The sequence below is a fragment of the Prosthecobacter sp. SYSU 5D2 genome (genome assembly GCF_039655865.1).
Classification (GTDB): Bacteria; Verrucomicrobiota; Verrucomicrobiia; order Verrucomicrobiales; family Verrucomicrobiaceae; genus Prosthecobacter.
In genome coordinates, this window is the sequence record NZ_JBBYXL010000001.1 from 557834 (window position 1) to 584315 (window position 26482).

At 59.6% G+C, this 26482-nt stretch carries 25 protein-coding genes; 7 read left to right on the forward strand and 18 right to left on the reverse strand.

Features of this window, described 5'->3' with window-relative positions; all coding sequences use genetic code 11:
* Positions 1-2: 2 nt before the first annotated feature.
* The 3 genes from WJU23_RS02315 to WJU23_RS02325 are packed head-to-tail and all read right to left on the reverse strand — an operon-like array spanning position 3 to position 2506.
* Positions 3-920, reverse strand: coding sequence for a ThuA domain-containing protein (locus WJU23_RS02315; protein WP_346330913.1), 918 nt, complete (start codon positions 918-920; stop codon positions 3-5).
* A gap of 48 nt (positions 921-968) precedes the next feature.
* Entirely contained in the window at positions 969-1910 is a 942-nt protein-coding gene (locus WJU23_RS02320) for a YndJ family transporter (RefSeq protein ID WP_346330914.1), read from the reverse strand.
* An 11-nt stretch (positions 1911-1921) separates the two neighbouring features.
* Positions 1922-2506 carry a DUF1990 domain-containing protein gene (locus tag WJU23_RS02325; protein ID WP_346330915.1) on the reverse strand — a complete coding sequence of 195 codons (585 nt, stop codon included), beginning with the start codon at positions 2504-2506 and terminating at the stop codon, positions 1922-1924.
* Positions 2507-2609: 103 nt separating this feature from the next.
* Between WJU23_RS02325 and WJU23_RS02330 the strand changes: the two genes are divergently transcribed.
* Both WJU23_RS02330 and WJU23_RS02335 read left to right on the forward strand, forming a co-directional pair.
* Positions 2610-3986 (forward strand): phosphatidylserine/phosphatidylglycerophosphate/cardiolipin synthase family protein, encoded by a 1377-nt coding sequence (locus tag WJU23_RS02330; RefSeq protein ID WP_346330916.1) that lies wholly within the window; start codon positions 2610-2612, stop codon positions 3984-3986.
* A gap of 63 nt (positions 3987-4049) precedes the next feature.
* A complete protein-coding gene (locus WJU23_RS02335; protein ID WP_346330917.1) occupies positions 4050-4955 on the forward strand; it encodes a sugar phosphate isomerase/epimerase family protein in 906 nt (301 codons plus the stop codon).
* Positions 4956-4970: 15 nt separating this feature from the next.
* On the opposite strand, the gene WJU23_RS02340 is transcribed toward WJU23_RS02335, so the two are convergent.
* Complete coding sequence (locus tag WJU23_RS02340; protein WP_346330918.1) at positions 4971-5906, reverse strand: SDR family oxidoreductase; 936 nt, start codon at positions 5904-5906, stop codon at positions 4971-4973.
* A gap of 18 nt (positions 5907-5924) precedes the next feature.
* On the reverse strand, positions 5925-7223 hold the full coding sequence (locus tag WJU23_RS02345; protein WP_346330919.1) for a nucleotide sugar dehydrogenase: 1299 nt from the start codon (positions 7221-7223) through the stop codon (positions 5925-5927).
* A gap of 211 nt (positions 7224-7434) precedes the next feature.
* Here WJU23_RS02345 and WJU23_RS02350 point away from each other — a divergent pair, with 211 nt between their 5' ends.
* The 3 genes from WJU23_RS02350 (at position 7435) to WJU23_RS02360 (ending at position 9154) form a co-directional block, all read left to right on the forward strand.
* A complete protein-coding gene (locus tag WJU23_RS02350) occupies positions 7435-7602 on the forward strand; it encodes a hypothetical protein (protein WP_346330920.1) in 168 nt (55 codons plus the stop codon).
* Between the two features lie 81 nt (positions 7603-7683).
* Positions 7684-7962: a hypothetical protein gene (locus WJU23_RS02355; protein ID WP_346330921.1), complete on the forward strand. Its 279-nt coding sequence runs from the start codon at positions 7684-7686 to the stop codon at positions 7960-7962.
* 55 nt (positions 7963-8017) lie between these two features.
* Positions 8018-9154 carry an endonuclease/exonuclease/phosphatase family protein gene (locus WJU23_RS02360; protein WP_346330922.1) on the forward strand — a complete coding sequence of 379 codons (1137 nt, stop codon included), beginning with the start codon at positions 8018-8020 and terminating at the stop codon, positions 9152-9154.
* Here the strand turns inward: WJU23_RS02360 and WJU23_RS02365 are convergent.
* From WJU23_RS02365 to WJU23_RS02380, 4 genes are read right to left on the reverse strand one after another with little or no spacing between them, the layout of a single operon-like run.
* Entirely contained in the window at positions 9141-10304 is a 1164-nt protein-coding gene (locus WJU23_RS02365) for a glycosyltransferase family 2 protein (RefSeq protein ID WP_346330923.1), read from the reverse strand. The genes WJU23_RS02360 and WJU23_RS02365 overlap by 14 nt on opposite strands.
* Before the next feature lie 4 nt (positions 10305-10308).
* Positions 10309-11007 carry a class I SAM-dependent methyltransferase gene (locus WJU23_RS02370; protein ID WP_346330924.1) on the reverse strand — a complete coding sequence of 233 codons (699 nt, stop codon included), beginning with the start codon at positions 11005-11007 and terminating at the stop codon, positions 10309-10311.
* A 19-nt stretch (positions 11008-11026) separates the two neighbouring features.
* Positions 11027-12076 (reverse strand): D-alanyl-D-alanine carboxypeptidase, encoded by a 1050-nt coding sequence (locus WJU23_RS02375; RefSeq protein ID WP_346330925.1) that lies wholly within the window; start codon positions 12074-12076, stop codon positions 11027-11029.
* A 3-nt stretch (positions 12077-12079) separates the two neighbouring features.
* Positions 12080-12730, reverse strand: coding sequence for a type I 3-dehydroquinate dehydratase (locus WJU23_RS02380; protein ID WP_346330926.1), 651 nt, complete (start codon positions 12728-12730; stop codon positions 12080-12082).
* A gap of 124 nt (positions 12731-12854) precedes the next feature.
* Between WJU23_RS02380 and WJU23_RS02385 the strand changes: the two genes are divergently transcribed.
* Complete coding sequence (locus WJU23_RS02385; RefSeq protein ID WP_346330927.1) at positions 12855-14249, forward strand: sugar transferase; 1395 nt, start codon at positions 12855-12857, stop codon at positions 14247-14249.
* A 24-nt stretch (positions 14250-14273) separates the two neighbouring features.
* Here WJU23_RS02385 and WJU23_RS02390 read toward each other — a convergent pair whose 3' ends face one another.
* From WJU23_RS02390 to WJU23_RS02425, 8 genes are all read right to left on the reverse strand, one after another.
* The gene (locus tag WJU23_RS02390; RefSeq protein ID WP_346330928.1) at positions 14274-15113 is read right to left on the reverse strand and encodes an ABC transporter ATP-binding protein; all 840 of its coding nucleotides are present in this window, start codon (positions 15111-15113) and stop codon (positions 14274-14276) included.
* Positions 15114-15130: 17 nt separating this feature from the next.
* Positions 15131-16039 (reverse strand): hypothetical protein, encoded by a 909-nt coding sequence (locus WJU23_RS02395; protein WP_346330929.1) that lies wholly within the window; start codon positions 16037-16039, stop codon positions 15131-15133.
* Between the two features lie 14 nt (positions 16040-16053).
* Positions 16054-18069 (reverse strand): ABC transporter substrate-binding protein, encoded by a 2016-nt coding sequence (locus WJU23_RS02400; protein ID WP_346330930.1) that lies wholly within the window; start codon positions 18067-18069, stop codon positions 16054-16056.
* The gene (locus WJU23_RS02405; protein WP_346330931.1) at positions 18066-18896 is read right to left on the reverse strand and encodes a polysaccharide deacetylase family protein; all 831 of its coding nucleotides are present in this window, start codon (positions 18894-18896) and stop codon (positions 18066-18068) included. Before WJU23_RS02405 ends, WJU23_RS02400 begins: the two co-directional genes overlap by 4 nt.
* 12 nt (positions 18897-18908) lie before the next feature.
* Positions 18909-20768 carry a cell division protein FtsZ gene (locus WJU23_RS02410; RefSeq protein WP_346330932.1) on the reverse strand — a complete coding sequence of 620 codons (1860 nt, stop codon included), beginning with the start codon at positions 20766-20768 and terminating at the stop codon, positions 18909-18911.
* Between the two features lie 45 nt (positions 20769-20813).
* The gene (ftsA, locus tag WJU23_RS02415; protein WP_346330933.1) at positions 20814-22028 is read right to left on the reverse strand and encodes a cell division protein FtsA; all 1215 of its coding nucleotides are present in this window, start codon (positions 22026-22028) and stop codon (positions 20814-20816) included.
* Positions 22029-22034: 6 nt separating this feature from the next.
* Positions 22035-23027 (reverse strand): FtsQ-type POTRA domain-containing protein, encoded by a 993-nt coding sequence (locus tag WJU23_RS02420; RefSeq protein WP_346330934.1) that lies wholly within the window; start codon positions 23025-23027, stop codon positions 22035-22037.
* 131 nt (positions 23028-23158) lie between these two features.
* Entirely contained in the window at positions 23159-24079 is a 921-nt protein-coding gene (locus WJU23_RS02425) for a D-alanine--D-alanine ligase (protein ID WP_346330935.1), read from the reverse strand.
* A 104-nt stretch (positions 24080-24183) separates the two neighbouring features.
* Between WJU23_RS02425 and WJU23_RS02430 the strand changes: the two genes are divergently transcribed.
* Positions 24184-25485 (forward strand): amidohydrolase, encoded by a 1302-nt coding sequence (locus tag WJU23_RS02430; protein WP_346330936.1) that lies wholly within the window; start codon positions 24184-24186, stop codon positions 25483-25485.
* 50 nt (positions 25486-25535) lie between these two features.
* On the opposite strand, the gene WJU23_RS02435 is transcribed toward WJU23_RS02430, so the two are convergent.
* Positions 25536-26420 (reverse strand): hypothetical protein, encoded by an 885-nt coding sequence (locus WJU23_RS02435; RefSeq protein ID WP_346330937.1) that lies wholly within the window; start codon positions 26418-26420, stop codon positions 25536-25538.
* Positions 26421-26482: the final 62 nt, after the last annotated feature.

Below are 26482 nucleotides of genomic sequence, written 5' to 3' on the forward strand. Positions count from 1 at the left end.
ACTTACTTCTTCTTTTTCTTCGCCGCCTTTTCCGGCAGGCCCTGGCCGGGCTTGAGGTCCAGATTTGCGGTCATGTCAGCCTCGGTGACGGTGGATTCCACGCCCTGCTCAGGGACATCGGCCTGGGCGGTCCAGAGGATGGCGTTGAGGACCAGCTTGCGCTGCTCATTGTTAGACCAGCTCTGGTGGAAATGGCCGCCGGTGAAACCGAATCCGCGGCCACCACCGTCGCGCTCCGCCGCCCAGGCGACGTGCTGTTTTTCCTTGTTCTTCACGGATTCACGCACGGTCGGGTTGCCGCTGTGGTGGCCATCTGGGCGCTCCATGGTGGAATCCGGGGCCACGGCGCTGAGGATGGGCGTTACACGGTCCATGCCTTTGCGGAAGCGCATGTAAAAGTACCATTCATCATTGGTGCCGAAAGGCTTCACGCCGCTTGTGATCGGATGCGCAGGAAATTCCGTGAAGCTGGCATCCCAATGCGGGTTCACGCTCCAGTTGATCTCAAAACAGCCGCCCATCCAGTCAATGAACTCCTTGCCGCCCAGCTCAATGGTCGGCTCCACCGCGTAATGAAGCGTCAGGAAGCCGCAGCCACGTTTCATTTCCTTGTCCAGCTGCTGGAGGCGGTCGCCTTGCAGCGCCGGATGGCGAGGACCGCCGTCGGCATAAATGACCACGCTGGCGGCCTGGCCCAGGTCTTCCGCCGATGGCCAGGCTCCGTTGAGGTAGGTGCGGATGTCCAGTTGGTCCAACTGCGTCTGCTCCAGGCTCTTTTTCAGCAGCAGGATGCCGGCAGCGTGTTCATGCTGGCCTGGACCATGGGAGGGCTTGCCCGCGATCATGACGATGACTTTTTTATCCGCGGCAGAAAGGCACGTGGTCAGCGCCAGGGCAAAGGTGAGGAGGAGAAACTTCATAGGGTTGGTAACAGTGACGATGCTAACGTTGAGCAGACAAGCCGCTTTTCACAAGGTTTTGTGCAGACATCTCCAGGCAAGAAGGCCACCCAAGCCAAAACCAAAGGTGTTCAGGCTGCCGTGGACAGCCCACATGGCACGCATGGAAAGCGCACCCGAGGGAAGGAAATAGCGCAGCCCAAAACCCAGTGCCAGCATCATGGCGATGAACAGGCTCACTCCCGACAGACCAAAAAGCATCTTCGCCCCATCATGCAGCCCTTTTTGAAAAGCCATCTTCATTTGCAGCAGGGCCACACCCAGTGCCCCAACCACCAGCACGCACACGCTCAGCGGCTCCACCCAGGGCAGCGTCTGGAAGTGCGTGCAGGTGATGCCGAGGGCCACCAGCGGCACCCCGGCCAAAATGAACAGGCATGACCCCCGTGACATTTTTCCCGGCAGTGACTTCCCGCACAGCCCCGCCATGAGCGGCAGCGTAAATCCGGCATGGTGAAAATGCGCCGCCGTGAGCAGCACGATCAGCGCATCAAAACCAAACGGCATCCATCCCGCCCGGTAGGCCACCAGCCACGCGGCCCCGATGGCGGGGAAGATCCGCGCCGAGAGCCGGCATAGATATGCCGGAGTTCGCGCCGTTTCCTGAAACCCGGCATACACAGCATGACCCGCATCCCACACCCGGAGGCATAACCAGGGACAGGTCAGCGCAAGGCTCACCCATGCGGGCCCGATGCCCAGCAGGGCCAGAATGAGAAGAAAGGCAGCCGTGAATTCTGTATCCGCGGAAACGGGCAGATCCTCGCTGTCTTCTTGCAACTCCCTGGCCATCGGCATCAGAATGAGCACGGCTACCGCCAGCAAGATTTCAATCCAGGTCGCTGCCTGTGGTTCCAGTCCCTTGATACTCGCAAAAATCACGCAGATGACCACCCCCAGGCCGAGATTGGCATACTCAGGCATCGGGAAACGACGGGCGATGATCTTCATGCAATGTTCCCTCAAGCTTTCCCACCGGGCTGCAGTGGTGGCTGGCTCAGCCTCATCATCGCAGCCTGCGAATCCCGCACAAACCGGAGCTGCCACCACCGGGCCAGTGGAAAGCCCAGCCAGGCCAGCCAGTGACGGGGGCGGGAAAAGGCGCGGATCTCATACCACACGGAGCCGTCCGCCAGCAACTCCACCATGAAGCGTTCCTCGCCACACTCCGCATGTTCCGGCAGCGTGCCATAGGTAAAACCGTGCCTGTCAGGACTGTCCCAGCGCTGGAGAATACGGCAGGGATTGATCCACCACAGACTGGCGATTTTCACCACCATGGCCACCACCTGTCCCGGCTGCTGCGGGGCGAGGGAAGGGCGCACGACAGCCCATTCGGGAAACATCTGCCAGGCATCCAGCGCCCGGCAGGCCTGCCGGTAAAACAACGTCCCGGCTCCCAGCCGCACCCGATGCACTTCCTCAATGAATCCCTCCTGCGGAGGATGCTCCACACCTCCACGATGGGCATAGCTTAGGGGCGCATCCTGCCAGGCAGACAGGTGGTATTGCAGCAGCGATGAGGAAGGCGGCTGGCGTGTGATCATCCCCTATCTTCCACTCGGATGACTCTCCGACAACTCCTCAGCAGCGGGAATCTGAGGTAAATGTGCAGCAACCGGCGATCATGCAGAATACGATGTACTGGGTATGAGCGACAACCCACCTGCGGATGCCAAGGAAACGCCCGCCCAAAAGAGCCGCCGACAACGGTTGAAGGAAGGCTATTTTAACCTGTTGATGAGGCGCTGGGGCAGGATGTCCGTGCGCGGCTGGCTGGAGCTGGGAGCCTTCCTTCTGACATTGCTCATCCTCTACAACATCTTTTTCATCCGCCGCGAGCTCATCGAATACCGGCCGAAGCACACCTTTGCCATCGCGGATCCCGCCTTCTTCGGCTCCGCGCACGCCATCGCAGATCCTGTCCCAATCGGAGGGAACAAGATCACCCTCCTGCACAACGGCGTAGGCATCTTCCCCCCCATGCTGGAGGCCATTCGCGCTGCGAAAAAGACTATCAACTTCGAGGCCTTCATCTTTCATTCCGATAAAGTGGGCGGTCCCTTCCTGGATGCCTTTGCTGAAATGGCGCAAAAGGGGGTGGAGGTGCGCATTCTCCTGGATGGCATCGGCTCCGGCCTCGGATTGAAAAACGAAGAACTGGACGTCCTCAAGAAGGCCGGCTGCAAGGTGGCCTATTACCATCCCGCCCGGGGCCTGAGGGTGGACCGCATCAACCGCAGGACGCACCGCCGCGTGCTCGTGGTGGATGGCAAAATGGGCTTCACCGGCGGTGCCGGCTTTTCTGAGGAATGGCAGGGTAATGCCGATGCGCCTGACCACTGGCGGGAAGTCCATGGGCAGCTCGAAGGTCCCATCGTGGCCAAGCTCCAGACCGCTTTCCAGCAGCACTGGATGGATGCCACCGAGGAGCTCCTGAGCGGCCCGGCCCACTTTCCCTTCCTACCCCCGGTGGGCCCCCTCATGGCCCAGGTCACCACCTCCCGCGCCTTCACCACTGCTCCGCTGCCAGTCATCCAGGCCGTGGCCATCGCCGCTGCGGAAAAGACCATCTACATCACCAACCCCTATTGCACACCCACAGACGATTTTGTGCATCTGCTGGCCGAGGCCACCAAGCGCGGAGTGGACGTGAAGCTTATCATCCCCGGCAAGCACAACGACCAGCCCGCCACCAAATCCGCAGGCAGCCAGAGCTATGGCAAGCTGCTGGAGGCAGGCGTCGAGATTTATGAATACCGGCCCACCATGATCCATTCCAAGACCATGGTCATTGACGGCCACTTCTCCCTCTTTGGAACCTCCAATCTGGACCCCCGCTCCTCCCAGATTAACGAGGAAATTGATGTCAGCGTCTATGATGTGAATTTCGGGGCCGCCATGGACCGGATCTTCCTGGACGATCTAAAACTGTCCAAACCCTACACCATGGAAGATTTCGAATCCCGCTCTCTGAAAGACCGCTTCCTGGAGTGGGTGATGATTCCCATCCGGTCGCAGCTATAGCCAGGATTTGGGAGTCCTGACAGAATCCGGACAAGGACTGGTCGTTAGGAGCGTTTTTCTCCCATGTCACTCACCCGCCGCCAATTTCTGCCTTCTGTCTCCGCAGCTCTCGCATCCACCTCATTGATAGACTGGCAGTCGGCCCAGGCAGCCGGTGTGAAAAGACCCATCAAGATCGCCGTCAAGTCCGGTATGATCAAAGATGGGAAGAGCTATCTGGAGAAATTCGCCATCGCGAAGGAGGCCGGATTTGATGGCGTCGAGCCCGGAGGCCCTTTCCCGGAAAAGGACCTGGCGGAAATCCAGGATGCCATCCAAAAAACTGGAGTGGTGGTGCCAGGAACGGTGTGTCCCGCAGGCGGAAGACAACTGGGCTCGACCGATGAAAAACTGCGGCAAGCAGGGATCGAGCTGTTTAAAACCTCCCTCCGCCAAACGCAGGCACTGGGCGGCACCACTGTACTCATGTATCCCGGCATTGTGGATGAAGGGCAGCGGTATGAAGAGGTCTATGAAAACCTGCTGAAATCCACCCGCGCGCTGCTTCCGGTGGCCGAGGAGACCGGGGTCAAAATCGCCCTGGAAAATGTCTGGAATAACCTTTTCCTGAGCCCCCTGGATGCGGTGCGGTTTGTGGACACCATCGGCAGCCCTTGGTGCGGCTGGTTTTTCGATATCGGCAACGTGGCACGCTACGGCTGGCCTGAGCACTGGGCACGGGCGCTGGGCGGCAAGCGCATCTTCAAGCTGGACATCAAGGACTACAGCACCCAAAAGCACATGGAGAAGGGTCCCCGTGCAGGCTTCGACTGCGAAATCGGCGAGGGCGACATCAACTTTGCCGCTGTGATGAAGGCGCTGGATGAGGTCGGCTACTCAGGCGGCTGGATCTCCGCCGAGGTTAAAGGTGGCGACGTGGCACGTCTGACTGACATCCGCAAGCGGATCGAACGTGTGCTGGAGTCATGACCCGAGGGGCGCTGATCAGCGATAAAACTCCAGCGTACGGGCGACGCCGTCTTTCCAGTTCACCAGGACTTTGTAGCCCATGGCCTCCTGGGCGGCGGAGATGTCGGCCAGAGAATTGCGGACATCGCCCACGCGCGGGGGTTGAAACTCGGGCTCAAGTTTTTGGTTGGTCAGACGGTTCAGCTCATCAATAAGCTGGAGCAGGGAGATGGAGTCCCCCGCAGCGGAATTGAAGAATTTCCCAGCCACCTTTTCAGCAGGAGCTTCAGCCGCCAGGAGGTTGGCGGAGACCGCATTGTCCACATAGGTGAAGTCGCGGGCCTGGAGCCCATCGCCAAAAACCAGCGGGCGCTCCCCTTTCAACATCGCGGTGCAATATTTGGCAATGACCCCGGAATACGGTGAATCAAAGGCCTGCCGGGGACCGAACACATTGAAGTAGCGCAGGCCGACCGTCTCAAGACCATAAAGGCGGTGGAAAAGCTGGCAGTATTTTTCACTCGCGTACTTCTGCAAGGCATACGGGGAAAGCGGATTGGGCGGCAGGCCTTCGTATTTCGAAGGGGCATCGGAATCCCCGTAGATGGAAGAAGAGCTGGCGAACATGAAGCGCTTCACCCCGGCATCACGGGCGGCAATGAGCACCTTGAGTGTGCCATCCAGATTCTGGGCATTGCTTTCCAGAGGCTGGGCGACGGAGCGCGGAACGGAAGGCAGGGCGCCCTCATGGAAAACCCAGTCACAGCCAGCGGTGATCTTGGCCAGCAGGGCTTCATCGCCGATGTCGCCCTGAACGAACTCCAGATCGTCACCCGGTTTTTTCCAGGCAAGGTTGTCCAGGTTGCCCAGGCTAAGATTGTCAAGGGCTACTACGCTGGCACCGCGTGCACAAAGGGCTTCGGCAATATGGGAACCAATGAATCCGGCACCGCCGGTGATAAGGGCTTTCATGAGGCTGGGAGAATAAAATCAGGCTTTGAAATAATGGGGCTGTCCTTTGAGCAGAGAACCGAAGGCATTGCGCGTATCCACGATGAGACGGGCATTTTCCGCGATAAGGGGATAATCCACCGCCTGGTGATTGGTGGCCAGCAGGACGAGGTCAAACCCGGCCACAGTCTCTGCATCCAGGGGAAGATTTTCGCGCCCGGCGAAGTGGCCATGCTCACGGGAGGGGCGGATGACAGGCACGTGGGGGTCGTGGTAGGCGACGGTGGCCGCTTCAGACTCCAGCATTTCCCAAAGCACATAGGCAGGGCTTTCGCGGTCATCATCCACATTCGGCTTGTAGGCGATGCCCAGCAGGAGGACGCGGCTGCCTTTCAGCTCCTTGCGCTGGGATTCCAATGCCTCCCGGCAGCGCTGGATGACGTAGGCCGGCATGGCCGTGTTCACTTCGCCCGCCAGTTCAATAAACCGCGTTTCCTGGCCATACTGGCGGGCTTTCCATGTCAGATAAAACGGGTCAATGGGAATGCAGTGCCCGCCCAGACCGGGCCCAGGGTAAAAGGGCATGAAACCAAAGGGTTTCGTTTTCGCTGCGGCGATCACTTCCCAGATATCAATGCCCATCTTGTCATAGACCACCTTCAGTTCATTGACCATGGCGATGTTCACCGCACGAAAGATGTTTTCAGTCAGCTTAACCGCCTCCGCAATGCGGCAGGAATCCACCGGGACGAGAGTCTGGATGGCCTTGCCATAAACTTCCATCGCCTTCTTTTGGCAGGCTGGCGTCAGCCCTCCAATCACTTTTGGGATGCGGGAGACATCGCTCAGGGGATTGCCCGGATCTTCACGCTCAGGGGAGAAGGCAAGGTGGAAATCTACACCGGCGACGAGGCCGGAGCCCGCTTCCAAAACTTCCCTCAATTCCGTATCCGTGGTCCCCGGATAGGTGGTGGATTCCAGAACTACAAGCTGACCCTTCTGAAGATGCGGGGCGATGGCGCGCCCGGTATTAAGCACATAGCTCAGGTCCGGTTCATTTCCCGCAGCCAGGGGAGTGGGTACACAGATGATGAGCGCTGTGCACTCTCGGGCCTGGGAAAAATCCGTCGTGGCACGAAACTGTCCTTTACTGACAGCCGCATTGATTTCCTCCTCAGGAATATGGAGGATATAGGTCTGGCCAGCGTTAAGCTTGTCTACCTTGGCAGAATCAATATCCAGACCAAGAACCTGGCTGCCGCACTGGGCAAACCGTAAACTGAGGGGCAGGCCGACATAGCCTAGACCAATGATGCCGATGAGTGAGCCTGTTGACATGACTGAGGAGGACGGAGCGTCTGACTGTCTATGGCGGAAATGTCCAGAGCATTCCACACGTTTTCTTGAAAATAAAAAGCCGGGCATGCCGTCATGGGACTCTATCGGGGCATTCTTGAGGCTTGCAATGCTGAAGCGCTGGGGAATTGTCTGATCGGTTCATGTCTTCCTGACATGGCCACTGCCTCTCAACTCCTAGCCTATGCACCCCATGATCCTTCGACTTAGCCTCCTCTTGTTAGCCAGCGTCATGCTCGGCAGTTGTGCCTACCCCTTTGGACACAGCAAAAACGGTGAATATTTTGGAGGCCAGGGAGCGAGCACGGCTCCTCGGGCCCGCATTCCCAAAGAACTTCAGCGCGAGCGCTCCATGTTTTAGCTCCGACCTCACTGAGCCATCCTTCATTGATGACGCCAGACGGCTGGCATAAGAGCTTACTTGATTTGCTTCCAACCCTTCATGCGCCCCCCTGCTTTTCGTAACCATTGTACCGGTTTCACGCTTTTAGAATCGCTCCTGATGATCGGTTTAATCACCGTTTTGGGCCTGATGTCTATGGCCATTTACCTCAAGGAAACCGACCCGGAAAGAAAGGGGGCAGGCGTATGGGAGAGGCAGGAAACGATGTTCGTCCCGGCTTTCCATGAAGTCAGTGACCCGCTCATCATTGTCCCCGATGATCCCCAGAAGGATCCTTTGACCGAACTGCTTCCCGACAATAAGGACGTGACGGAGTGAATTCAAAATAGCATCCGCCTGACCTGGAGCCCCCTTGCAAGCATAAGAAATGCGCATGGATACTGACCCGCCCCAGGCCCCACGAAAACCCTTTCTGGCCAGAGCAGGCCAGTCCCTGGTGGACATTTCTGAAAACCAGGGCTGCTGGGCCGTTCTCCGCCGCTTTCTGCGCGGCCTTACCTTCTGGACCATCCTCTTTTATGTTATTGGCCTGGTGATATTCAGCCTGCTGCTGAGCCGGGTCGGAGAAAGGAATGTCACCACGGCCTTCCTGTCCTTCCTCCCTTACTCCATTTGGGTTCTTCCAGCCGTGCCGCTGGCCGCCGCTGCGATGCTGTTTCATTGGCGCATGCTGCTGGTGCTGGCACTAGCACTCGCCTGGATTGGCTATGATTTTATGGGCTGGCGGCCAGGAGGAGTACTGGAACCGTCAGGGGAGACTCTTCGGGTGATGTCTAACAATCACGGTCAGCACGGCAACCAAAGCCTGCAGCCTTTCAAAAATGCAACGAAGCCCGACCTCCTGCTGATGCAGGAAGGTCGCAGTGCCGCAGGCTATGCGAAGGATCCGGCTTATGCCGAATTCCCTCACACACGGAGCCTGGGAGAGCATACCTTCCTGAGCCGCTATCCCATTCTTGAAGAGGCCAAACTGCCTGCTCTTCCGGGCAGGTCGCCCAAAGCAGTACGCTTTGTCATTGATTGGAATGGACGCCGCGTCGCGGTTTACAGTGTACATCTGCATTCTCCGCGCGACCAGCTCAGCTATCTGAGGTGGGGTTCTTTTCTTTATGGGATCCTGGGCCTTCCGGGGACTCCGTGGGAGGACCGGCGGAGAGAGCTCCAAAAGTTCTGGGACATCCAGATGGCAGATACGGAGATCATTCTGAAAGCCGTCCGTGAGGATGATTTGCCGGCGATTGTTGCTGGGGATTTTAACTCCACGCCGTTGGGTTACATTCACCGTCAGATCACCCGTGAGCTGGGGGATTCCCATGAGGGCGCAGGCCAGGGGTTTGGCCTGACCTTTCCTGGAAAGACACGCAATCCCTTGAGCGCCGGTGGCCCCTGGATGCGAATTGACTATGTGTTTTTCAGCCATCATTGGCAGGCCCTGCAATGCATCACAGAACCCGACAGGCCCTCCCAGCACCGTGCATTGACTGCCACGCTGGAGTTCAAGGATCCCTAACCGGCGGTGCAGATTTCACCGGCACCGCCTGCCACAGAATGAGCGCATCTTTGCGCGCCTGGAAATACGCTCCCAAGGCACGCAGACACGTGATCTGGAGCAAAAGAAAACCCGCAGGCACTGTGAACAGGCGTCCTTTCAGCCCCGGCAACAGCAGGCCAGCACCCGCAGCACCATAGGCCATAACCTGGCCCGCCAGCAGAAGCCAGATAATGGGTGACTTCGGTGCCGCCAGGGAAAAAATGCACACCGCCACTAGCAGCCAGGGAACTGCCAGCCGCAGATACTTGTGCGAGATGAGTTGCCACCACGTCCGGTTTTCCCAAGGCAGCAGCCAGGCAGGGAAATGCTCCATCATCTGGTAATTCCCCGCCAGCGTGCGCAACTTGCGCTTTTTCTCCAGCACCGGGTCCAGAGTTTGCGGATCATAAGCCACCGCTGCCGGCTCATAAAGGACACGATGCCCGCCCACCACAATGTTCATCGGGACGACCACATCATCCAAGATGGTGGCCGGATGCAGCGGCTGAAACAGATCCCGGCGGATCGCGTAGATGGCGCCCGTACAGCCGATGACGGAATCCACACGCCCTTCCCATTCCCTCAACTTTCGCTCAATTTTCCAATAAAGGTCCACCCCCTGTCCGCTGCCCGTCGCGGATGGGGCTATCTCCAGCAGACCGCTGACAGCACCGACAGAAGGATCCGAAAATGGACGGGCAAGCCGGACCAGGGCCTCCACATCAAAGTCTTGTCGTGCATCGCACAGCACCACCACGGGAAACCGGCAGAGCGGAATGCTCTCATTCAGCGCTGTGGCCTTCCCCCGCTGCTGCGGATGAGAGATGGCGCGCAGACGCGGATCGTTCAAGGCAGCTACACTTTCCGCAGTGGCATCCGCACAGCCATCACAAAAGACCAGTATCTCCAATTCACCCTGCCAGTGGCAGGCCAACAGATTCTGCAGACGGGCCTGGATGCGGGACTCCGCATTAAAAACGCTGAGAACGATGCTGATGCCTGCGGGCAGGGTGCCATCCGCCTGGACAGGCCTTGGCCGCAGCCGTGCCAGCAATGCCATAAGCAGCGGGTATCCCGCATGGGCATAGACGGTCAGAAACAGGCAGATGATCAGGAGCAGCAGCCACATGATCTCACTTCTTTTGGGCCAAAATGAGATACTGGCCGCCAGCCGGCAGCTTGCAGAGGGCAGGCTCCAGAGGACGCAGAAACTTCAGGAAGGAGGGAAACACAAACAGATAGTCCCGCAGCGCCACATTGAAGCCGGCCTTCCGTAACTGGCCGGACGCCTCCCAGGGGAAGAGCATGATGGCATCCCGGTCAAAAGGCACCCGGCTCATCACATAATGCACCATGGGATTCCATTTGTTGTTTTCCCAAAAGGCAAACCAGCCCCCTGGCTTTAAACTGTCATGGACAAGGCGGAAGGCCTCATCCCGTACGGCCACCGGGATGTGGTGAAAGACACCGTTGCAGAAAGCCAGATCAAAATGGTTCTTGGGCAGCAGATCCGCATCATGGACGAACGAATAGTTCCCATGGGGATGGTCTTTAGCCGCCTGAGCCACGGATTCTCCAGAGGGGTCAAAACCGATGTACTGTTCCAGATTGAAACCCTCCATCAAAAGCGGGGCAGAAGTTCCGGTACCGCAGCCAAAGTCCAGGCAGGTGCTGTGGGCTGCCTGACGGTCCCGGAGCCGGGCTTTGAGCCAGCGGATGCGTGCTTCGGCAAAGTACTCCTTGGTTTCACCCGTGAGTTTCAGGCCCTGGTTCAGTGCAGCATCATAGTCACTGGCATAGGCATCGAATTCGGCGGTGGCTGGATCTGGCATGAAAGGGCAGGTTAATGGTTCAAGCTTTCAGAGCCCAGTCCAAAAGGGCCTGGGCATCACGCCAGACGCCCCCTTCCGTGTCATTGAGAACGACGACGATCCGGCGGCGGCCATTGCGCTCACCGCTGGCCACCAGGCAGTAGCCGGCAGCGTCTGTATAGCCCGTTTTCATCCCGTCGCAGTAGCCGGCGCTGCGCAGCACGCGGTTGGTGTTGGAAAGCTGGGTGGTGCGGCCATTGGGCCATTTGAAGGTATAGCTTTGCTGCTTGACGATGCTGCGGATTTCCTGCTGCTTGTCGCAGACTTTCGCGATAACGCTAAGATCCCGCGCCGTGCTGAAGGGTTCATCACCATCTCGTGCAGGCAGGCCGTGAGGGTTTACATAGTGGCTGTCCTGCAGCCCCAGTTCCAGGCACTTTTGGTTCATTTTGGCCACAAAGGCCTCCACGCTGCCCGCGTTGTCACGCGCCAGAGCCTGGGCCACGTCGTTGGAGCTTTTCACCAGGATCGTGTTTAATAGCTGGCGGCGGGTGTACTGTTCCCCTGCTTTGATGCCCAGACGCACTGGTGAGCACTGTGTGTCGCTCTGCTCCACGGTGATGATTTTTTCGAGGTCTCCCTCCTCCACGACCAGCAGGGCAGTGAGGAGCTTGGTGGTACTGGCGATGGCGCCGCGTTTATCCGGGTTTTTTTCAAACAGTATCTCATCCGAATTCGCATCCACGATGATGACACGGTCCGCGCTGATCTGCGGAATGGGCCCGCGGAGTTCACGAATTTCCACCTCACGCCGCACCCTCTTTGTTTTCTCCAGCTCCTCCGCCAGCTGCTTTTGCAGGGACTCCACACTCTTTTCCTTCGCGAGCAGGTCCAAGCGGGCACCTTCCATGACCTGCTTTTCCTTCGCGGCCAAAAGCTCACGCTGGATGATGGCAGCCTCCTTTTTGTTCACCTCATCCTCACGCCACTGGAGCTTCAGCTCCCGCTGGGGGTCTTCACAGCCGGTCAGGGGAAGCAGGGCCAGCAGAGTGATCCACCGGAAGAACTTGGGGGTTGGGAAAGCGGTCATAAATCACAGTTCGGCCAGGAGTTCCTTCAGGCGGGCGGCAGGCCACTGCCCGGGGGCATTCGCCTCGCCAAGATAGCCGTAGTTGAGCAGGCTGCCACACTTTGCAAGGACCAACCTTGATACGCGTCCCAATGGACCCATGCCCATTGTGGAAAGGCGCATCCGGTGAACCTCCGATGTCAGGGTGATAAGCCTGGTCAAATCGGCAGGGTTGTTCAGAAAGGTGGCCAGTTTCACCGCATCCAGTCCGGCAGGCTGCGCAAAGTTAATGGCCCCGCGCAGCACCTCCTCTCCCGGGGTGGTCTGGAAGTCATGAAACGAGCCGATCACCCGCACTCCCATGCCCTGGGCCTTCTGCACCAGCGGGCGCATGTCCATGGCGCTGCGCATCTCAATGTCCATCAGCACAGCCAGATCCAGCAATGGTTCCAGAAGGGCGATGCGCCCTGCCGCCTCCACCGTCCCCTGACCGCCCTCCGCCGGGTGGCGGGCCGTCAGCAGAACAGGGGTCTGGTTTCCTGCCAGGGCCATACGGATGTCTGCCGCTGGGGTTTTCAGAGTGTCCAGACGCAATTCGATGACATCACAGGAGGCCGTTCTTTGCTCAAGACTCATTGTGCTCCAAAGCTGCAAGGTGGCTGGATCAGAAATCACGCCGACCGCGAGCGGACGGGAGGAAAGGAGCAAATTGCTCGATGAAAGGAGTTGAGGCATTCGCTAGGTTTGTTATAATTTTAATAGAAATAAAGTAATAATGTAGGATAGTTCTACCCACACTATGCTTGGTCGCCGACAGGAAATCAATTTGCAGCTCACTCAGTTGTTGGACAGCGCCTTGCTGATCTTCTGCCTCTGGCTGGCGCATTTTCTCCGTGCCTCCATCATTCCGCAGTTTTTGCCTGGGCTGGTGGAAATCCCGCCGGTGGATAAATTATACTGGATCATGGCGGTTGTCGGCCCGTTTACACCCCTGGTGCTGGAGGCCAGGGGCTTTTACTCCAATCTCTTTCACAAAACGCCCGCACAAAGCCTGAGGCAGCTCATGGAAGGTCTCATGATCATGGGCACCATCATCGGTGCCCTGGTCGTGTTTTTGAAATGGGAGGTCCCCAGCCGCTCCGTCGTTCTCCTGGCAGTGATGATGGCCGGCCTGGCTCTGATCATCCGCGAAGCGGTCCAGCGCGGCAAGCTGCGCCACCAGATCGCCTCCGGCAAAGGCCGTGAAAAGGTGCTCATCGCCGGTCTCGCTTCCGACATGGAAAACTTTGTTGAAGGCCTTCCGGCGGAGCAGCTCGCCAGCCTGGAGATTACAGCACGGATTGACATCACCTGCCAGCCCATCAGCGCCCTCGTCGAGGCCATGCACCAGCACTCTGTTGCCAGGGTCATCTTTGCCGCCCAGCACGTCCATTTCAGCAAAATCGAGGAAGCCGTGCAGGCCTGTGAAACCGAAGGCGTGGAAGCCTGGATCGCGGCGGATTTTTTCCAAACCGCCATTGCCCGGCCTACCTTTGACGTCATGGGCGGCCGCCTGATGCTCGTTTTCCACAGCACGCCGCAGATCTCCTGGGCGCTGTGGGCCAAGGAAATCCTGGACCGCGTAGGTGCGGCAGTCTTGTTGCTGCTCTCCGCTCCGGTCTGGATCCTGGCCATGACTGGCATCCGGCTGTCTTCCACCGGCCCCATCTTTTTCCGGCAGGAGCGTTCAGGCCACTACGGCAAGCCCTTTCTCATGTGGAAATTCCGCACCATGAGCCTGGATGCCGAAGCCCGCCGTGCCGAGCTGGAAACAGCCAATGAGATGAGCGGTCCGGTTTTCAAAATCACCGCCGACCCGCGCATCTTCCCTTTTGGCCGCTGGCTGCGGCGGATGAGCATTGATGAGCTGCCGCAGCTCCTGAATGTCCTTCGCGGGGAGATGAGCCTCGTGGGCCCGCGCCCGCTGCCGGTCTATGAAATTGAAAAGATTGAAAAACACGCCCAGCGCCGCCGCCTCAGTGTGAAACCAGGCCTCACCTGCCTGTGGCAGATCACCGGCCGCAACGGCATCCGCAACTTTGAAGAATGGGTGGCCCTGGACCTCCAGTACATTGACAACTGGTCTCTCTGGCTGGACCTGAAGATCCTCGCCAAGACTCTGCCCGCTGTTTTGCGGGGCGTTGGGGCTTCCTGATTTTCCAACCCGCTGCCAGGCAGCTCAAGGAGCCAGCGTGGAATAATCAATCGTCCGCAGCCGGTGTTTTTTAGCTCCCATCCTTGGCACACAATCCAGCAGCGCCTGCGTGTAAGGATGCTGCGGATTGTTTAGCACCTCCGCCGTGAGGCCCGTTTCGACAATCTCTCCGCGATACATCACCGCCACGCGGTCGGCCACATCCTTGATGATGCCAAAGTTATGGGTGATCAGGATCAGGCTCATATCCAGCCGGCGGCGCAGGTCCGCCAGCAGTTCCATGATCTGCTTTTGAATGGTCACATCCAGCGCCGTCGTCGGTTCATCGGCGATCAGCAGCTTCGGCTGGCAGCACAGGGCCATGGCGATCATGACCCGCTGTTGCATGCCGCCGCTCAGTTCATGCGGATACGCACGCAACCGTTTTTCCGGCTCGGTGATGCCCACCAGACGAAGCCAGCTCAGGATCTCCGCATCCCGGTCGGTCACCTCCGGACGATGCAGCGACAGCGCTTCCCCAATCTGCGTGCGGACCGTCAGCACGGGATTCAACGAAGTCGTCGGCTCCTGGAAAACATAAGCAATCTCCTTTCCCCGCACCTTCCGCAGCTCCCTCTCGTTCATCTTCAGCACCTCATGTCCGGCGATGCTGAGGTGCGCGGCTGTGATGTGGGCGGGCGGCTCGGGCAGCAGACGGGCCAGGGCCAGGGCGGTGGCGCTTTTCCCGCTGCCACTTTCCCCCACAATGGCGATGGATTCCCCCTGCTGCAGTTCCAGGCTGAGCCCCTTCACCGCCTGAACCGGCGGTCCGTCATGACGGCGAAACTCGATGTTCAGATCGCGGATGCTCAGGAGGGATGACATAAAATAAATAGGTTCCTTTAGCGCTGACGCGGCAGGATCATGCGCCCCAGCAGCCACAAAGACAAGGCGCAAAGCGCATAGGGCCAGGATACCGCCAGTGGTGCCACAGGGTTCGTGAGAGCCTGCTGAAGGGCTTCCTGCCACGCACTGCTCATCGCTGCCAGGCCAGGCAATCCATAGGAGACCCAGAGCGAAAGCAAAAGGGCCGCTACTGAACACAGCCTGGCCAGACCCCGGCGGATCTGGTTACTCCTGAGATGGCGTTTCCAAACCTCATGGGGGCTGAGGCCGATCACCAGCGCGCCCTCGCGCACCTTCCCGTCTGCGTCCGCAAGACAGGGCACCGGTGAATGCGGCCAGGCAGAGGCCAGGCAATACCAAGCCAGCGCCAGACCCGCCCAGGGAGCCAGGGTAAGCAGCAACGATGAGGAGGCGACTGGCGCCTGCAAAGCAGGAAGGATCCCGGCCAGCGCCCCCGGCAGGTCAAAGGCATTCTCCACCACAGGCAGGAGCAATATGCCCAGAAAACCCGCTGACCTGACCTGGGAATACCAGGGCTTTTTGTCCTCTGTTGCAGACGCAAGCACCTGGGCCGTCATCGGCAGCGCCAGCAAAAACAGCGGGGGTGCCCACCACCAGACGATGTGGGCCATTCTCATGGGCAGGTCAGCCGGATCCGTGGAGGCAGCAGCAGGCATCAGGCTCAAAACCGGCTGACCGAGATGACCGGCCCAGTAACCCATGGCAGACCAAATCAATGCAGTCAGCGGCCATAAAACCACCGCCTTGGCCAGCAGCACCACGGGCCATCGTGCGCCTTTCCCAAAACAGGACCCCAGGGCGGCCAGCGCCAGGCCAGAAGTCACCGCCAGCAGCAACGATCCCCCGAAGAGGCCGAGGCTGAGAAGATACGTGGCAGGTGACATTGGAAACACAGAATCTATTCGTTAGGAGGACGCATCAACAGTGACTGCGGGCTGCTGCTGCGCAGAAGCGAATGCAGGGTCAGAGAACGCTGCAAATCCGGAGCTCCCAAAGCCGGGAAACGCGCCCTGCGCACCCCCATCTGCTGCATGTCCCCCACCAGCGGCAGCGCCGGCTGCAAGTTCATGAAACGCTCCTGCACGGCACCCGCACGCGCCGGAAGCTGGCTGACATCATATTCGGAAACCAGCGCCTCCAGAAGCCGGTCCATTTGCGGATCGGCGAGCTGCGCAAAGTTCAGTCCCGAGGAAATCTGGCCGCTGTGCCAAAGCGCCACCTGATCCCAGGACAGGTCATAATTGAGCCCTAAAATCACCGCATCAAACTTGCCCGGAGCCAGACGTTCTGCCACGAGTTCGCTGGGATCCACCGCCGTGATTTTGACGCGAACTCCGAGTTGCTTCCATTGTGCTGCCATCATTTGGGCCAGTTGCTCCCGCTGGCGGTTGTCCGTGGTTATCAGCAGCTCAAACTCCAGCGCCTGCCCGCCTTTTTTAGCCACCCCGCTCACGTCCCGCAGCCAGCCTGCGGCCTCCAGCTTCTGCAAAGCACGTGCCTGATCGAAGGGCAGCCCATCCGTTTTGGGAGCATACCAAAGACCCGGAGTAAAAAGCGGTTCCGCCAGTCGGGCCTGGCCCCCCAGTCCCTCCGCCAGCAAGGTCTGCCGGTTTAGACCCAGCGCCAGAGCCTCACGCACTGGCAGCTCTGACAGGAGGGATGAGCGCAAATTCCACAGGATCATCAAGCGATTATGCGGAGACGTCGGGTGGTAATCCAAAGAAGATTCCTGCCGCAATTCCAACCCCTCTCCTGGCCAGAGGATGTCCAGACTTCCAGCCGCAAGCGCCACCCGTGCCTGGAGCGTCCCGCTTGCGGGAAGGATGCGCAGGCTGGGGACCGCCGCTGCATCCTGCTCATTCTGCGGCTGCAAGGTCAGGCCGCGGCCCTTGCGGACAACCTGCCACCTGCCGGAACCCGGCGGTGTTTCATCCCCCTCCGGAGGCTCATTCAGCCAGTTTGCCTGCAGGATGGGAAAGCCTACCCAGCTTGCCAGAGCAGCTCCGTAGTTGCGGCGATAAGTCACCCTCACCGTGGTGCTGCCTTCAGCAGAAATGTCCTGAATGTGCCGGAACCCCTCCCGCCCCTGAACCGGATATCCCTGCCGTTTCACATGCTCGACCGTCTGTTTTACATCTGCCACCGTCACGGGGGATCCGTCAGGCCAGGCGTTCCGTCCGGCATGGAGTTCAAACTCCAGCACCGGCTCCAGCAGGCCGGCCACCTCCGCCAAGGGGGTGATCTTCGGCACTGGCTGTCCTTTCTGCAGGAGCCAGGCAGCCAGAGTTTCACGCACCTGAAGCCATGCCGAAGTGGTCACCAGCTCACAAGTGCCGTCCTCATCAAACCACAGCCGCACCGTGCTGGCAGCGTGCTCCGGGGCCTGGGCATACTCTTCCAGTGCACTCCGGGCGGCAGCAGCAGTGTCCAGGCGCAAAAATGTCAGCGGCAGCAGCGCCTCTGAGGCCAGGCTTTCCAGCGCAGGCTGAACACCGGCGGTACCTGGCCGGGAAAACCGCAGTACCAGGCTCAGCCCTTGCGTCGTCACTTCCTCCAGCTCCCAGGTCTTGCGTGTTTTTGGCGGCACCTCCGCCAGCCGGCGCTGGGCTTCCTGCAGACTGTCCTCCGATGGGAACCAGCAGGTCACCCGCTGATGCCAGGCCCAGGATTCCGCCAGCCCTGGGGCAAGCCTGCCCTGCCCGTCCAGCCGGATCAGTGGCTCATGCAGCAGATCCAGAATCTGGCGCTCCGCCTCGGTCGCAGGAAGAAAAGGATTCAATTTGGGCATCTCCCCCGGCAGCATCATGACAATGGCTTCAGGCTGGCCACGCGCACCCTGCTGCACCTGCCAGGCTGCCCAGCCAGAGACGCCTAGCGCCACCAGCGGAATGCCAAAAATCAGAAGCCTTTTCATGATTCGGACAGCCTAGGTGCGACTGCCACAGGATGCAACGGCGCGGGCAAAACAGCTTTCAGCCCCTGGCCGGCCAGCAGTTTCAGCGTGCCCTCCAGCACCTCCACACAGCTTGGTGGCCCGTCATGCAGCAGGACAATGGCTCCCGGTTTTAAACTGCGGGCAATGAATTTTAAAATGAGAGCAGGATTCTTGACCACTCCATCAAAACCCCGGCAGTTCCAGATGGCCATCGTCAGGCCCAGAGCCCTCAATGGTGCGGCCAGATACAGATTATGATGTCCCACCGGTGGCCGGAACCAGACCGGAGCGGTCCCGCTGATGTCCGTCAGAGTCTGCTGGCAGCCGGCCACCTCCGTCCACATCCGGCCCGGCCGGAGCGTCCAAAAATAACTGGAGGGGTGCGTCTGGCTATGATTCCCGATGAGATGCCCGCGTCGCAAAATTTCACGTACCAGTTCAGGATGCTCCGCCGCCTTTCTGCCAATGAGAAAAAAACCCGCCTTGGCATGATGCCTGTCCAGAACATCCAGCATGGCCGGTGTCGTCACCGGATCAGGGCCGTCATCTATGGTGATCCAAACGTGACCCCTGTCTTTTTCCTCCGCTGAAAGCTCCGTCACGTGCGGACCGAACAAACGCGACCTCGGATTCACCGTTCCATACCCGATGCCGCCAAAGGTGATCCAAAAAACGCCCAATGCCCATCCCAGATGCCCGGTCAGCAGCAGCACCACACAGCCCACCGCAGGTACCAGGCTCAACATCGAACGCCGTGCATTTTCACGGCGGCAGGCAGCAGGCTGGATGGGAGGGGGCCGGACCATCCAGAAAGGTGGTTAGCGCTTCAGCTTCCGCTTCAGGCGCATCCAGGTCGGCACGTCCAGGTCTTCCCCGCCGGAAGCGAGCGCAGGCTCCGTATCCTTGAAGCGGCCACGGTCCTGTTCGGAGAATCCCAGATTAATCTGTTCATCATTGGCTGCTTTTTTCGCCGCTGCAGAATTGATCGGCGGCGGTGCATAGGCCAGGTCTTCAGGGGGGAGATTGGTGCGGGCCACCACCGCCGCCAGGGGCGAAGGTGCCGGACGTGGAGCGGGTGCTGGCGCTGGCGCTGCTTGCACAGGAGCCGACGCCGGCGTCGGTGCGGGTGCCGGCGTCATGAAGTCCTCAATCCGCAGACGTTGCCGCGCAGGCTCGGGAGCCAGTGCGGGTTCCGGCTCCGGCTCTGGCTCGGGTGCAAAATGAGCGTGATTCGCGGCAGGCTCCTCTTCCTCCTCATAATATTCCTCTTCAGGCTCCAGTTCGGCAGGGGGGGCAGGCATCTGCGCAGCGGGTGCGGGCGGGGCCATCATTGCTGGCGCAGGAGCAGGCGCTGGGGGCGAAGGTTGAGGGGAAATCTCTTCAAACAGGCCGGCCTCGGCTTCCACCGTCTCTGCGGGCGTCTCAGGCTCATCATGGGACAGGGAGATGATCTCATCATCCTTGAACAAAAGATCCATTGCTTCATCCTTGACCAGCGGTGCCGCCTTGGTCGGAGCCGGGGCAGGTTGCGCTTTCACCTGGGCAGAGGCAGCGGGTGCCGCAGGATTGGCACGCGGCGATCTCGGACGTGGAGCCGGGGTGGGAGCAGAAGCCACCGCTTCAGCCAGGCTCGGCATCGGCCGGTCCGTCAGCGGCAGCATCTCCGCAGGCGGTGCCGCTGCGGCGATGGTGTTGAGCTGAGTCAGCCCCAGGGAGCTGATCAGCGTGACCGAAATCGAATCCCCAAGCTTGGCATCCACGGCCACGCCGAACAATATATGCGTGTGGTCCGGCACATGACGGCCGAGCTGCTTCATCACAGCGTCCACTTCCATGAGCGTCAGTGTTTCGCCACCGGCGATGTGGACCAATAGCGTCTTTGTCTGGTGCAGCAGACGGCCCTGGTCAATGAGCGGGCTTTTCAGGGCGCGTTTCAGGGCTTCCGCCCCACGGTTCTGGCCGCGGGCCTCGCCGAAGCCGAAGAGGCAGCGGCCGTTGGAGGTGCTCAGGGCACTCGTCAGATCATCCAGCCCCAACTTCACCAGACCGGGCATGGAAACAATGGTGGAAACCGCACGCAGGCTCTGCGCGATGAGCTGGTCCGCCTGCGCAAAGGCCTTCTGGATGCCGTCCTTTGGCAGGATCAGCTCGCCCATGCGGTTGTTTTCAAACAGGATAAGCGCATCCGCACGCTTCTGGAGCTGTTGCAGCGCATCCTCCGCCTGGGTCAGACGGCGGCGGCCTTCAAAGCTGAACGGCATGGTCGCAGTCACGAAAACCATGGCGTTGGAAGCCTTGGCGATTTCCGCAATCACCGGGGCCGCACCGGAGCCGGTGCCACCGCCGAGACCTGCGCAGATGAAAACAATGTCGTGCCCGTCAATGGCATTGCGGATCTCCTCGCGGGAGAACATGGCCGCTTCACGGCCAAGGTCAGGGTCGCCCCCTGCGCCAACGCCACGCATCAGCTCCGCGCCGAGCTGGATCTTGGTCGGCGCCATGGCATGGCCCAGCACACGGATGTCCGTGTGCATGCAGACGAGCTGCGCTTCGACCGTACGGTCCAGTGTGATCCGGTCCAGCACATTGCTGCCCGCTCCGCCGATGCCGACGATGCAGGTCCTGAGGGCGGGTTTGTCAGGCGCTTCCCGCTGCGAGTGGCGATCATATTCAACCATAGGACAGATTGGTTTTAATGTTGGTTAGGTGAGGCGGAGTAAAAATCAGATGGCGACAGAGAGGAGGTCGGCCATCCGGTGTGCCAGCCTTTTGAGCGGTGACAGGAAGGGCTTCTCTTGATCCAGAATCTGCGCATAACGAATGAGACCGATGGGTGCGGAGAACTGAGGGTTCTCGAAAGTGGCGGTCACACCACTGACGGGAGCTGAACCAGCGCGCGTTACCTTCATTCCAAACACTTCACGGGCCACCACGTCAATCCCTTTTAACAGGCTCGTGCCCCCGGTCAGGTAAACGCCGGCGGCAAGCTGGCCGACGTGTCCCTCGCAGCGGTGATGCACCTGCTCCAGGATTTCCCGCACCCGCAGGTAGATGACCTCGTTCAAAAACGCCCGCTCCACCTCTCCCAAAACGTAGCCGGTATCATCCTCCACCCTCACCATCTCACCTGCAGGCACGTCTTCGTACTCGCAGCTTCCCTCGGTCACTTTCAGCGCTTCCGCGCGTCCATGCGGGATCTGCAAAGCCATGGCGATGTCCTGGCTGATGTGGTCCCCACCCAGTGGAATGCAGCCGGAGATCGTCAGCATGCCATCTTTATAGAGTACAAAATCTGCTGTGCCGCCGCCCAGATCAATCATCAGGGAGCCTTCACGCTTGGCCTCACGGTTTAGCACCACCTGCGCTGCCGCGATGCCATTAAAGACGACATCTTCCACCTCCAGCGGCACTTCCTTCACGCACTTGATGGAGTTTTGGATACGAGGAAGGCTGCCGTGCACAATGTGGTAGTCTGCCTCCAGCAGCCTTGCCTGGCGGCCGATGGGCTGGCGCACTGCCTCCACCCCGTCCACAATATACTGCCGGGTCACGCTGTGCATGGAGATACTGTCCTGCGGTGCAGGCACATTCCGGGCGATCTCCTTCACCTCTTCCACATCATCCTCAGTGATCTCGGACTGGTCCGCCGGCAGGCGATAGCAACCCCGGTTGTTGATGCTCTCAATGTGGCCGCCGCTGACTCCCAGGAAGACATTGCGGATCATCACATCACTGTAGTCTTCGGCACGCACCAGGGCGTCATTCAAACAGGTGTGGACGGTGTCAAAGTCCACGATCTCGCCTTTGCGCACGCCGCGTGAGGGAGCTGTTCCGACACCCAGGATTTTGATGGTGCCGTCGCGCTTCGCCTCACCCACGACGACGCAGATCTTGCTGGTGCCGATTTCCAGGCCTGCATAGATGGTGGTCTTCGCCATAATGTGTCAACGAACTGAAGTGGGTTTTGAAAGAGAGACGGTTTTGCCAGGATCAGGCTGCAAACCCGCCAGATCCGGCGGTTTGCGAAAGGTGATGGGGACGTTCTGGCGGGCCAGCAGATTCAATGTTTCGATCTCCCAGTTTCTCGCCCGTGCCTCAATGCGCACACGGTCCAGACGGGCAAGCTGCACGTCCAGGTCATCCACGCCAAAAGTGATCACCGCTTTGTCCGTAAAATGGGCCACCATGGAATAGGGCGTCTGGACCTCGATGCTGCGCAGCTGCGGATGCCCAAGCTCGAACCGCTGTTCCAGCTCCTTCAAAAGCTTCAGCGCGGCCGTGAGCTGCAAATCTTCAATGGGGGTCCCTGAGGTTTTTTGTGACAGCTCCGGATAGCGGATCACCGGCAGCGCCACCATCGGCTCCGTCACCGCATCGCAGGGAAAAGGCACCGCCTCATCATCCACCAGATAGCCCACTTCAGGACGACCAGCGATCATGCCCAGCTTTGGGCAGTCCAGCCACGCCACAGGCTGGCGCTGGGTGATGCGCAAGGTCATGAGACCCGCGTCAAAGTCACGCTTGATGGCCACATCCTTCACCTGAGGCAGTTGCCGCAGCCGGGTGTGCAGCGCGCGCATGTTGATGGACAGCAGGTTTTCACCCCGCGTCAGCAATGTGGCCCGCACGATCTTTTCCACCGTCAGCGGGCCGCTCGTCTGCACCGCCACGTCCCGCAGCGCAAACTGCGGATTCTTTAAAATGGCCTCCTGAACTGTGATCTTCAACAGCGCCAGAAAGCAGATGATGGTGATCAGCCCCAGCGCCCACTTAAAGCCCCGGCGCTGTGCGGCCTTCTTCTCCATCTGCCGGATCTTGGGCGAATCCACCTTCAAGCAGACGTCCATGGTCACACCACCTTCCTTCAGCGGCTGCTTTTTGGCAGCGCTGCGAGGCGGCTTCGGGACCGGGGCAGAAGCTTTCTTGGGAGCGGGCATGTTTCGAGAGAACCCCATCAATGACAAATATGTCCTGATGATTTAGAGGCATTAAATACCCGAAACTTTGTCTAAGCGCTATGAATTTCTAGAAAAATGAGTGGCTGCGGGATTTCAGACCCTTACTGGCCTCATGGCCGTGCTTCCAGGGACAGCTCAATGATCCGCACACACAGGTCCGGAAACTCAATTCCCACGGCCAGTGCCGCCTTGGGCAGCAGGCTGCTGCTGGTCATGCCGGGGATCGTATTGATCTCCAGAACGAAGGGCTCGTTGTCATGCCGCAGCATCACATCCACCCGTCCATAGACCTCCGTGCCGCAGGAACTGAAGGCCGCCATTGCCGCCTCCTGCACCCGTTTTGTGGTCGCCTCATCCAGCTCTGCCGGGCAATGGTAGAGCGTCTTGCCCGTGCCGCTCATCCATGGGTACTTGTTGTTGATGTCGTAAAACCCTTCCACCGGCTCGATGTGGATGATGGGCAGCACCTGGTCGCCCAAGATGCCGATGGTCAGTTCCTTGCCTTCGATAAACTCCTCCACCAGCGTGCTACTGCCGAATTTCTTCGCCTCCTCCACCGCCTTCGTCCATTCCTCCTCCGTGCGGCAGATGTGCACGCCCACGCTTGATCCTTCACGCGGCGGCTTGGACACCAGGGGAATGGAAATTTCCAGCGCCCCGCTGCCATCCAGAAGATAGTTTTGCGAACGCGGCGTCGGCACCCCGGCCGCGATGAATTTCTCCTTGCTCTGCCCTTTGTCGAAAGCGACGCGGCTGCTCACCACTCCTGCTCCCGTGTAACGAATGCCCCGCTCTTCCAGGATCGCCTGGATCTGGCCATCCTCGCCGAAGGTACCATGGATCAGGTTCATCGCAATGAGTGCATCCGAAGGCACATCAAAGTCCGGTCCTGTAACATCCACTTCCACCACCTCGGCCCCTTTGCTCTTCAGCGCGGCGACGACGCTCTCCGCCGTTTTGACAGAAACTGCACGTTCCGAACCGGGGCCTCCAAAAAGGACGGCGATCTTCTTGCCTGTGATGTCGAGCATGGTCTCCAGATATGCTATGGCTCCCGCCGCTGCGCAAGAGCGCCGCACAAAAATACCCATGTGCGCTCTTGCCTGTACCGGACCGGGTTCCTAATCTCCGCTCCATGAAAATGCTCCCGCTGCTGCTTCTGGGTCTGTCATCCACCGTTCTCGCCGACGAAACACGCGACGCCCTCTTCGCCGCATCCGTCGAGGAAATGTTCCCAAAACTCGTCGAAACCCGCCGCGACATCCATACCCATCCGGAGCTCTCCAATCAGGAAGAACGCACCGCCGCCCTGGTCGCCGACCGCTTGCGCGCATTGGGAATGGAAGTCACCACCGGCATCGCCAAGCACGGCGTCGTGGCCATCCTCAAAGGTGGCCAGGAGGGCAAATGCGTGGCCGTGCGTGCCGACATGGACGCCCTGCCCATCAAGGAACTGCGCTCCGTCCCCTACCGCTCACAAAACCCCGGCGTCATGCACGCCTGCGGCCACGACATCCACACCACCGTCGGCCTGGGCGTGGCGGAGCTCCTGGCCAAGCACAAAGACCAGGTGCGCGGCACCGTGAAGTTCCTCTTCCAGCCTGCCGAGGAGGCCATGCCCGCCACGTATAAGGACGACTGGGGTGCCAAGCTCATGGTCGCCGAAGGAGCCATGGCCAATCCGAAACCCGATGCCGTCTTCGGCCTGCATTGCTCTCCCATGGTCTCCCCCGTTGGGGCCACGGATGACAAGCCACATTATCTCAAAGCCGGCCAGCTTTCCTACACCATCGGGGCCGACAGCGCCAACAGCGACCGCTTTCACATCATCATCCGGGGCAAGATGGCCCATGGCTCCGCCCCTCATCGCGGTGTGGATGCCATCACCGTCGCCGCCGAGGCCATCACCGCCCTGCAGACCATCCGCAGCCGCCAGACCGACACCCGCCAGCCCCTCGTCATCAGCATTGGTACCATCCAGGGCGGCCAGCGCGAAAACATCCTGGCGGAGGAAGTGCAGCTCGGCGGTACCGTCCGCACGTATGACGCCGCCTTCCGCGATGGCGTCATCGAGATGATGCATCGCATCCTCAAAGGCATCACCGAAGCCCATGGCGCCACTTATGAGATGGACTACCGCAAAGGCTACCCGAGCATCCTCAATAACGAAGCTCTGGTCAAAGCCACCCTGCCCGCCTTCAAGCGCATTGTCGGAGAGGCCAACGTCCTGGAAGTCATCCCCAGCATGGGTGGCGAAGACTTCTCCTACTTCTCCCAGGTCGTTCCCGGATTCTACTTCCGGTTAGGCGTGGCCAATGAAGAAAAAGGCATCATGCACGGCCTCCACACGCCGATGTTTGATGCCGATGAAGACTGCCTCAAAACCGGCGTCCAGGCCATGTCCGCCGCCGTCTGCGATTTCCTCAACGCGGAATAAAGTGATGCGGGCATTCGCTTCCCTCATATCTGCCGCTTACCCGCTCAGGATCATTCGTCATTCGGTTCCTTCATCCCCTTAGCAAGCACCCTCTCCACAGCCTCCCGAATATAAGGCGTATTCGCCGATGACCGTTGTTCCTCCTCCGGCCACCGGTCCAGCCCGCGTTCCTTGGCCGCCTTTCCATCAGCCTCCCCAAGTTCCGTCAAGATGTCACGGATGACCTCCCAGCCGTGCAGTTTCAAATCCTTCAGCACCGGCTCGCCATTGACGTATTTCATCTCCCTCAAGGCCGCAGATACCCGGTCCTCCGGGATCTCTCCCCGTGCATCTACATGCAGCGCCAGCGGCTCCCAATACAGCGCCGCTGCATCATAGGCCAGATCGTCCAGCTTCTTTAGCATGTCTTCACTGGGCGGCCACGGACTGCGCAGCCCGCTCCCCACACCACCAGTCCCCAGTGCCTTTTCCGACCAGCGTGCCGTGCCTTCCGTATACCAGCGGTTTTTGAAAAAGCAGGCCCCGTTTTGAATGATATGAAACAGCTCATGCGCCGGAGTCAGGTTGGCCGTGGCCTTCACTGACGTCGCCACATTGAAGCACAGACTGCGCGTGTTTTCCGGGTCCCCGGCACGCTTGAAACTCTGCAACTCATCGTAGGCGATGCCATTGGATTTCAGCAGTTCCTTGCTGAACAGGTGCACATCCAGAAACATGGCCTCACGGAATCGCTCTCCCAAAAACGGATCTGGGAAACCCAGCCCGTCAATGAGCAGCAACCAGGCTCCCTGCGTCTGCGTGGCGATGTCCTCCACCTGATCCGGCACGCCGTTGCCATTGGCATCCGTGGCCTCCACTGCATGAGGCCCTTCCGTGGTGAAAAAGAAGCGCATCTTCCCTTTCACCAGCACCTGATCCAAAGAGGTGCGTGCCATGCCAGGCTGGCCACACGCAGAATGAACCAGCAAGATCGAATTGAATAGAATGAAAATAGATT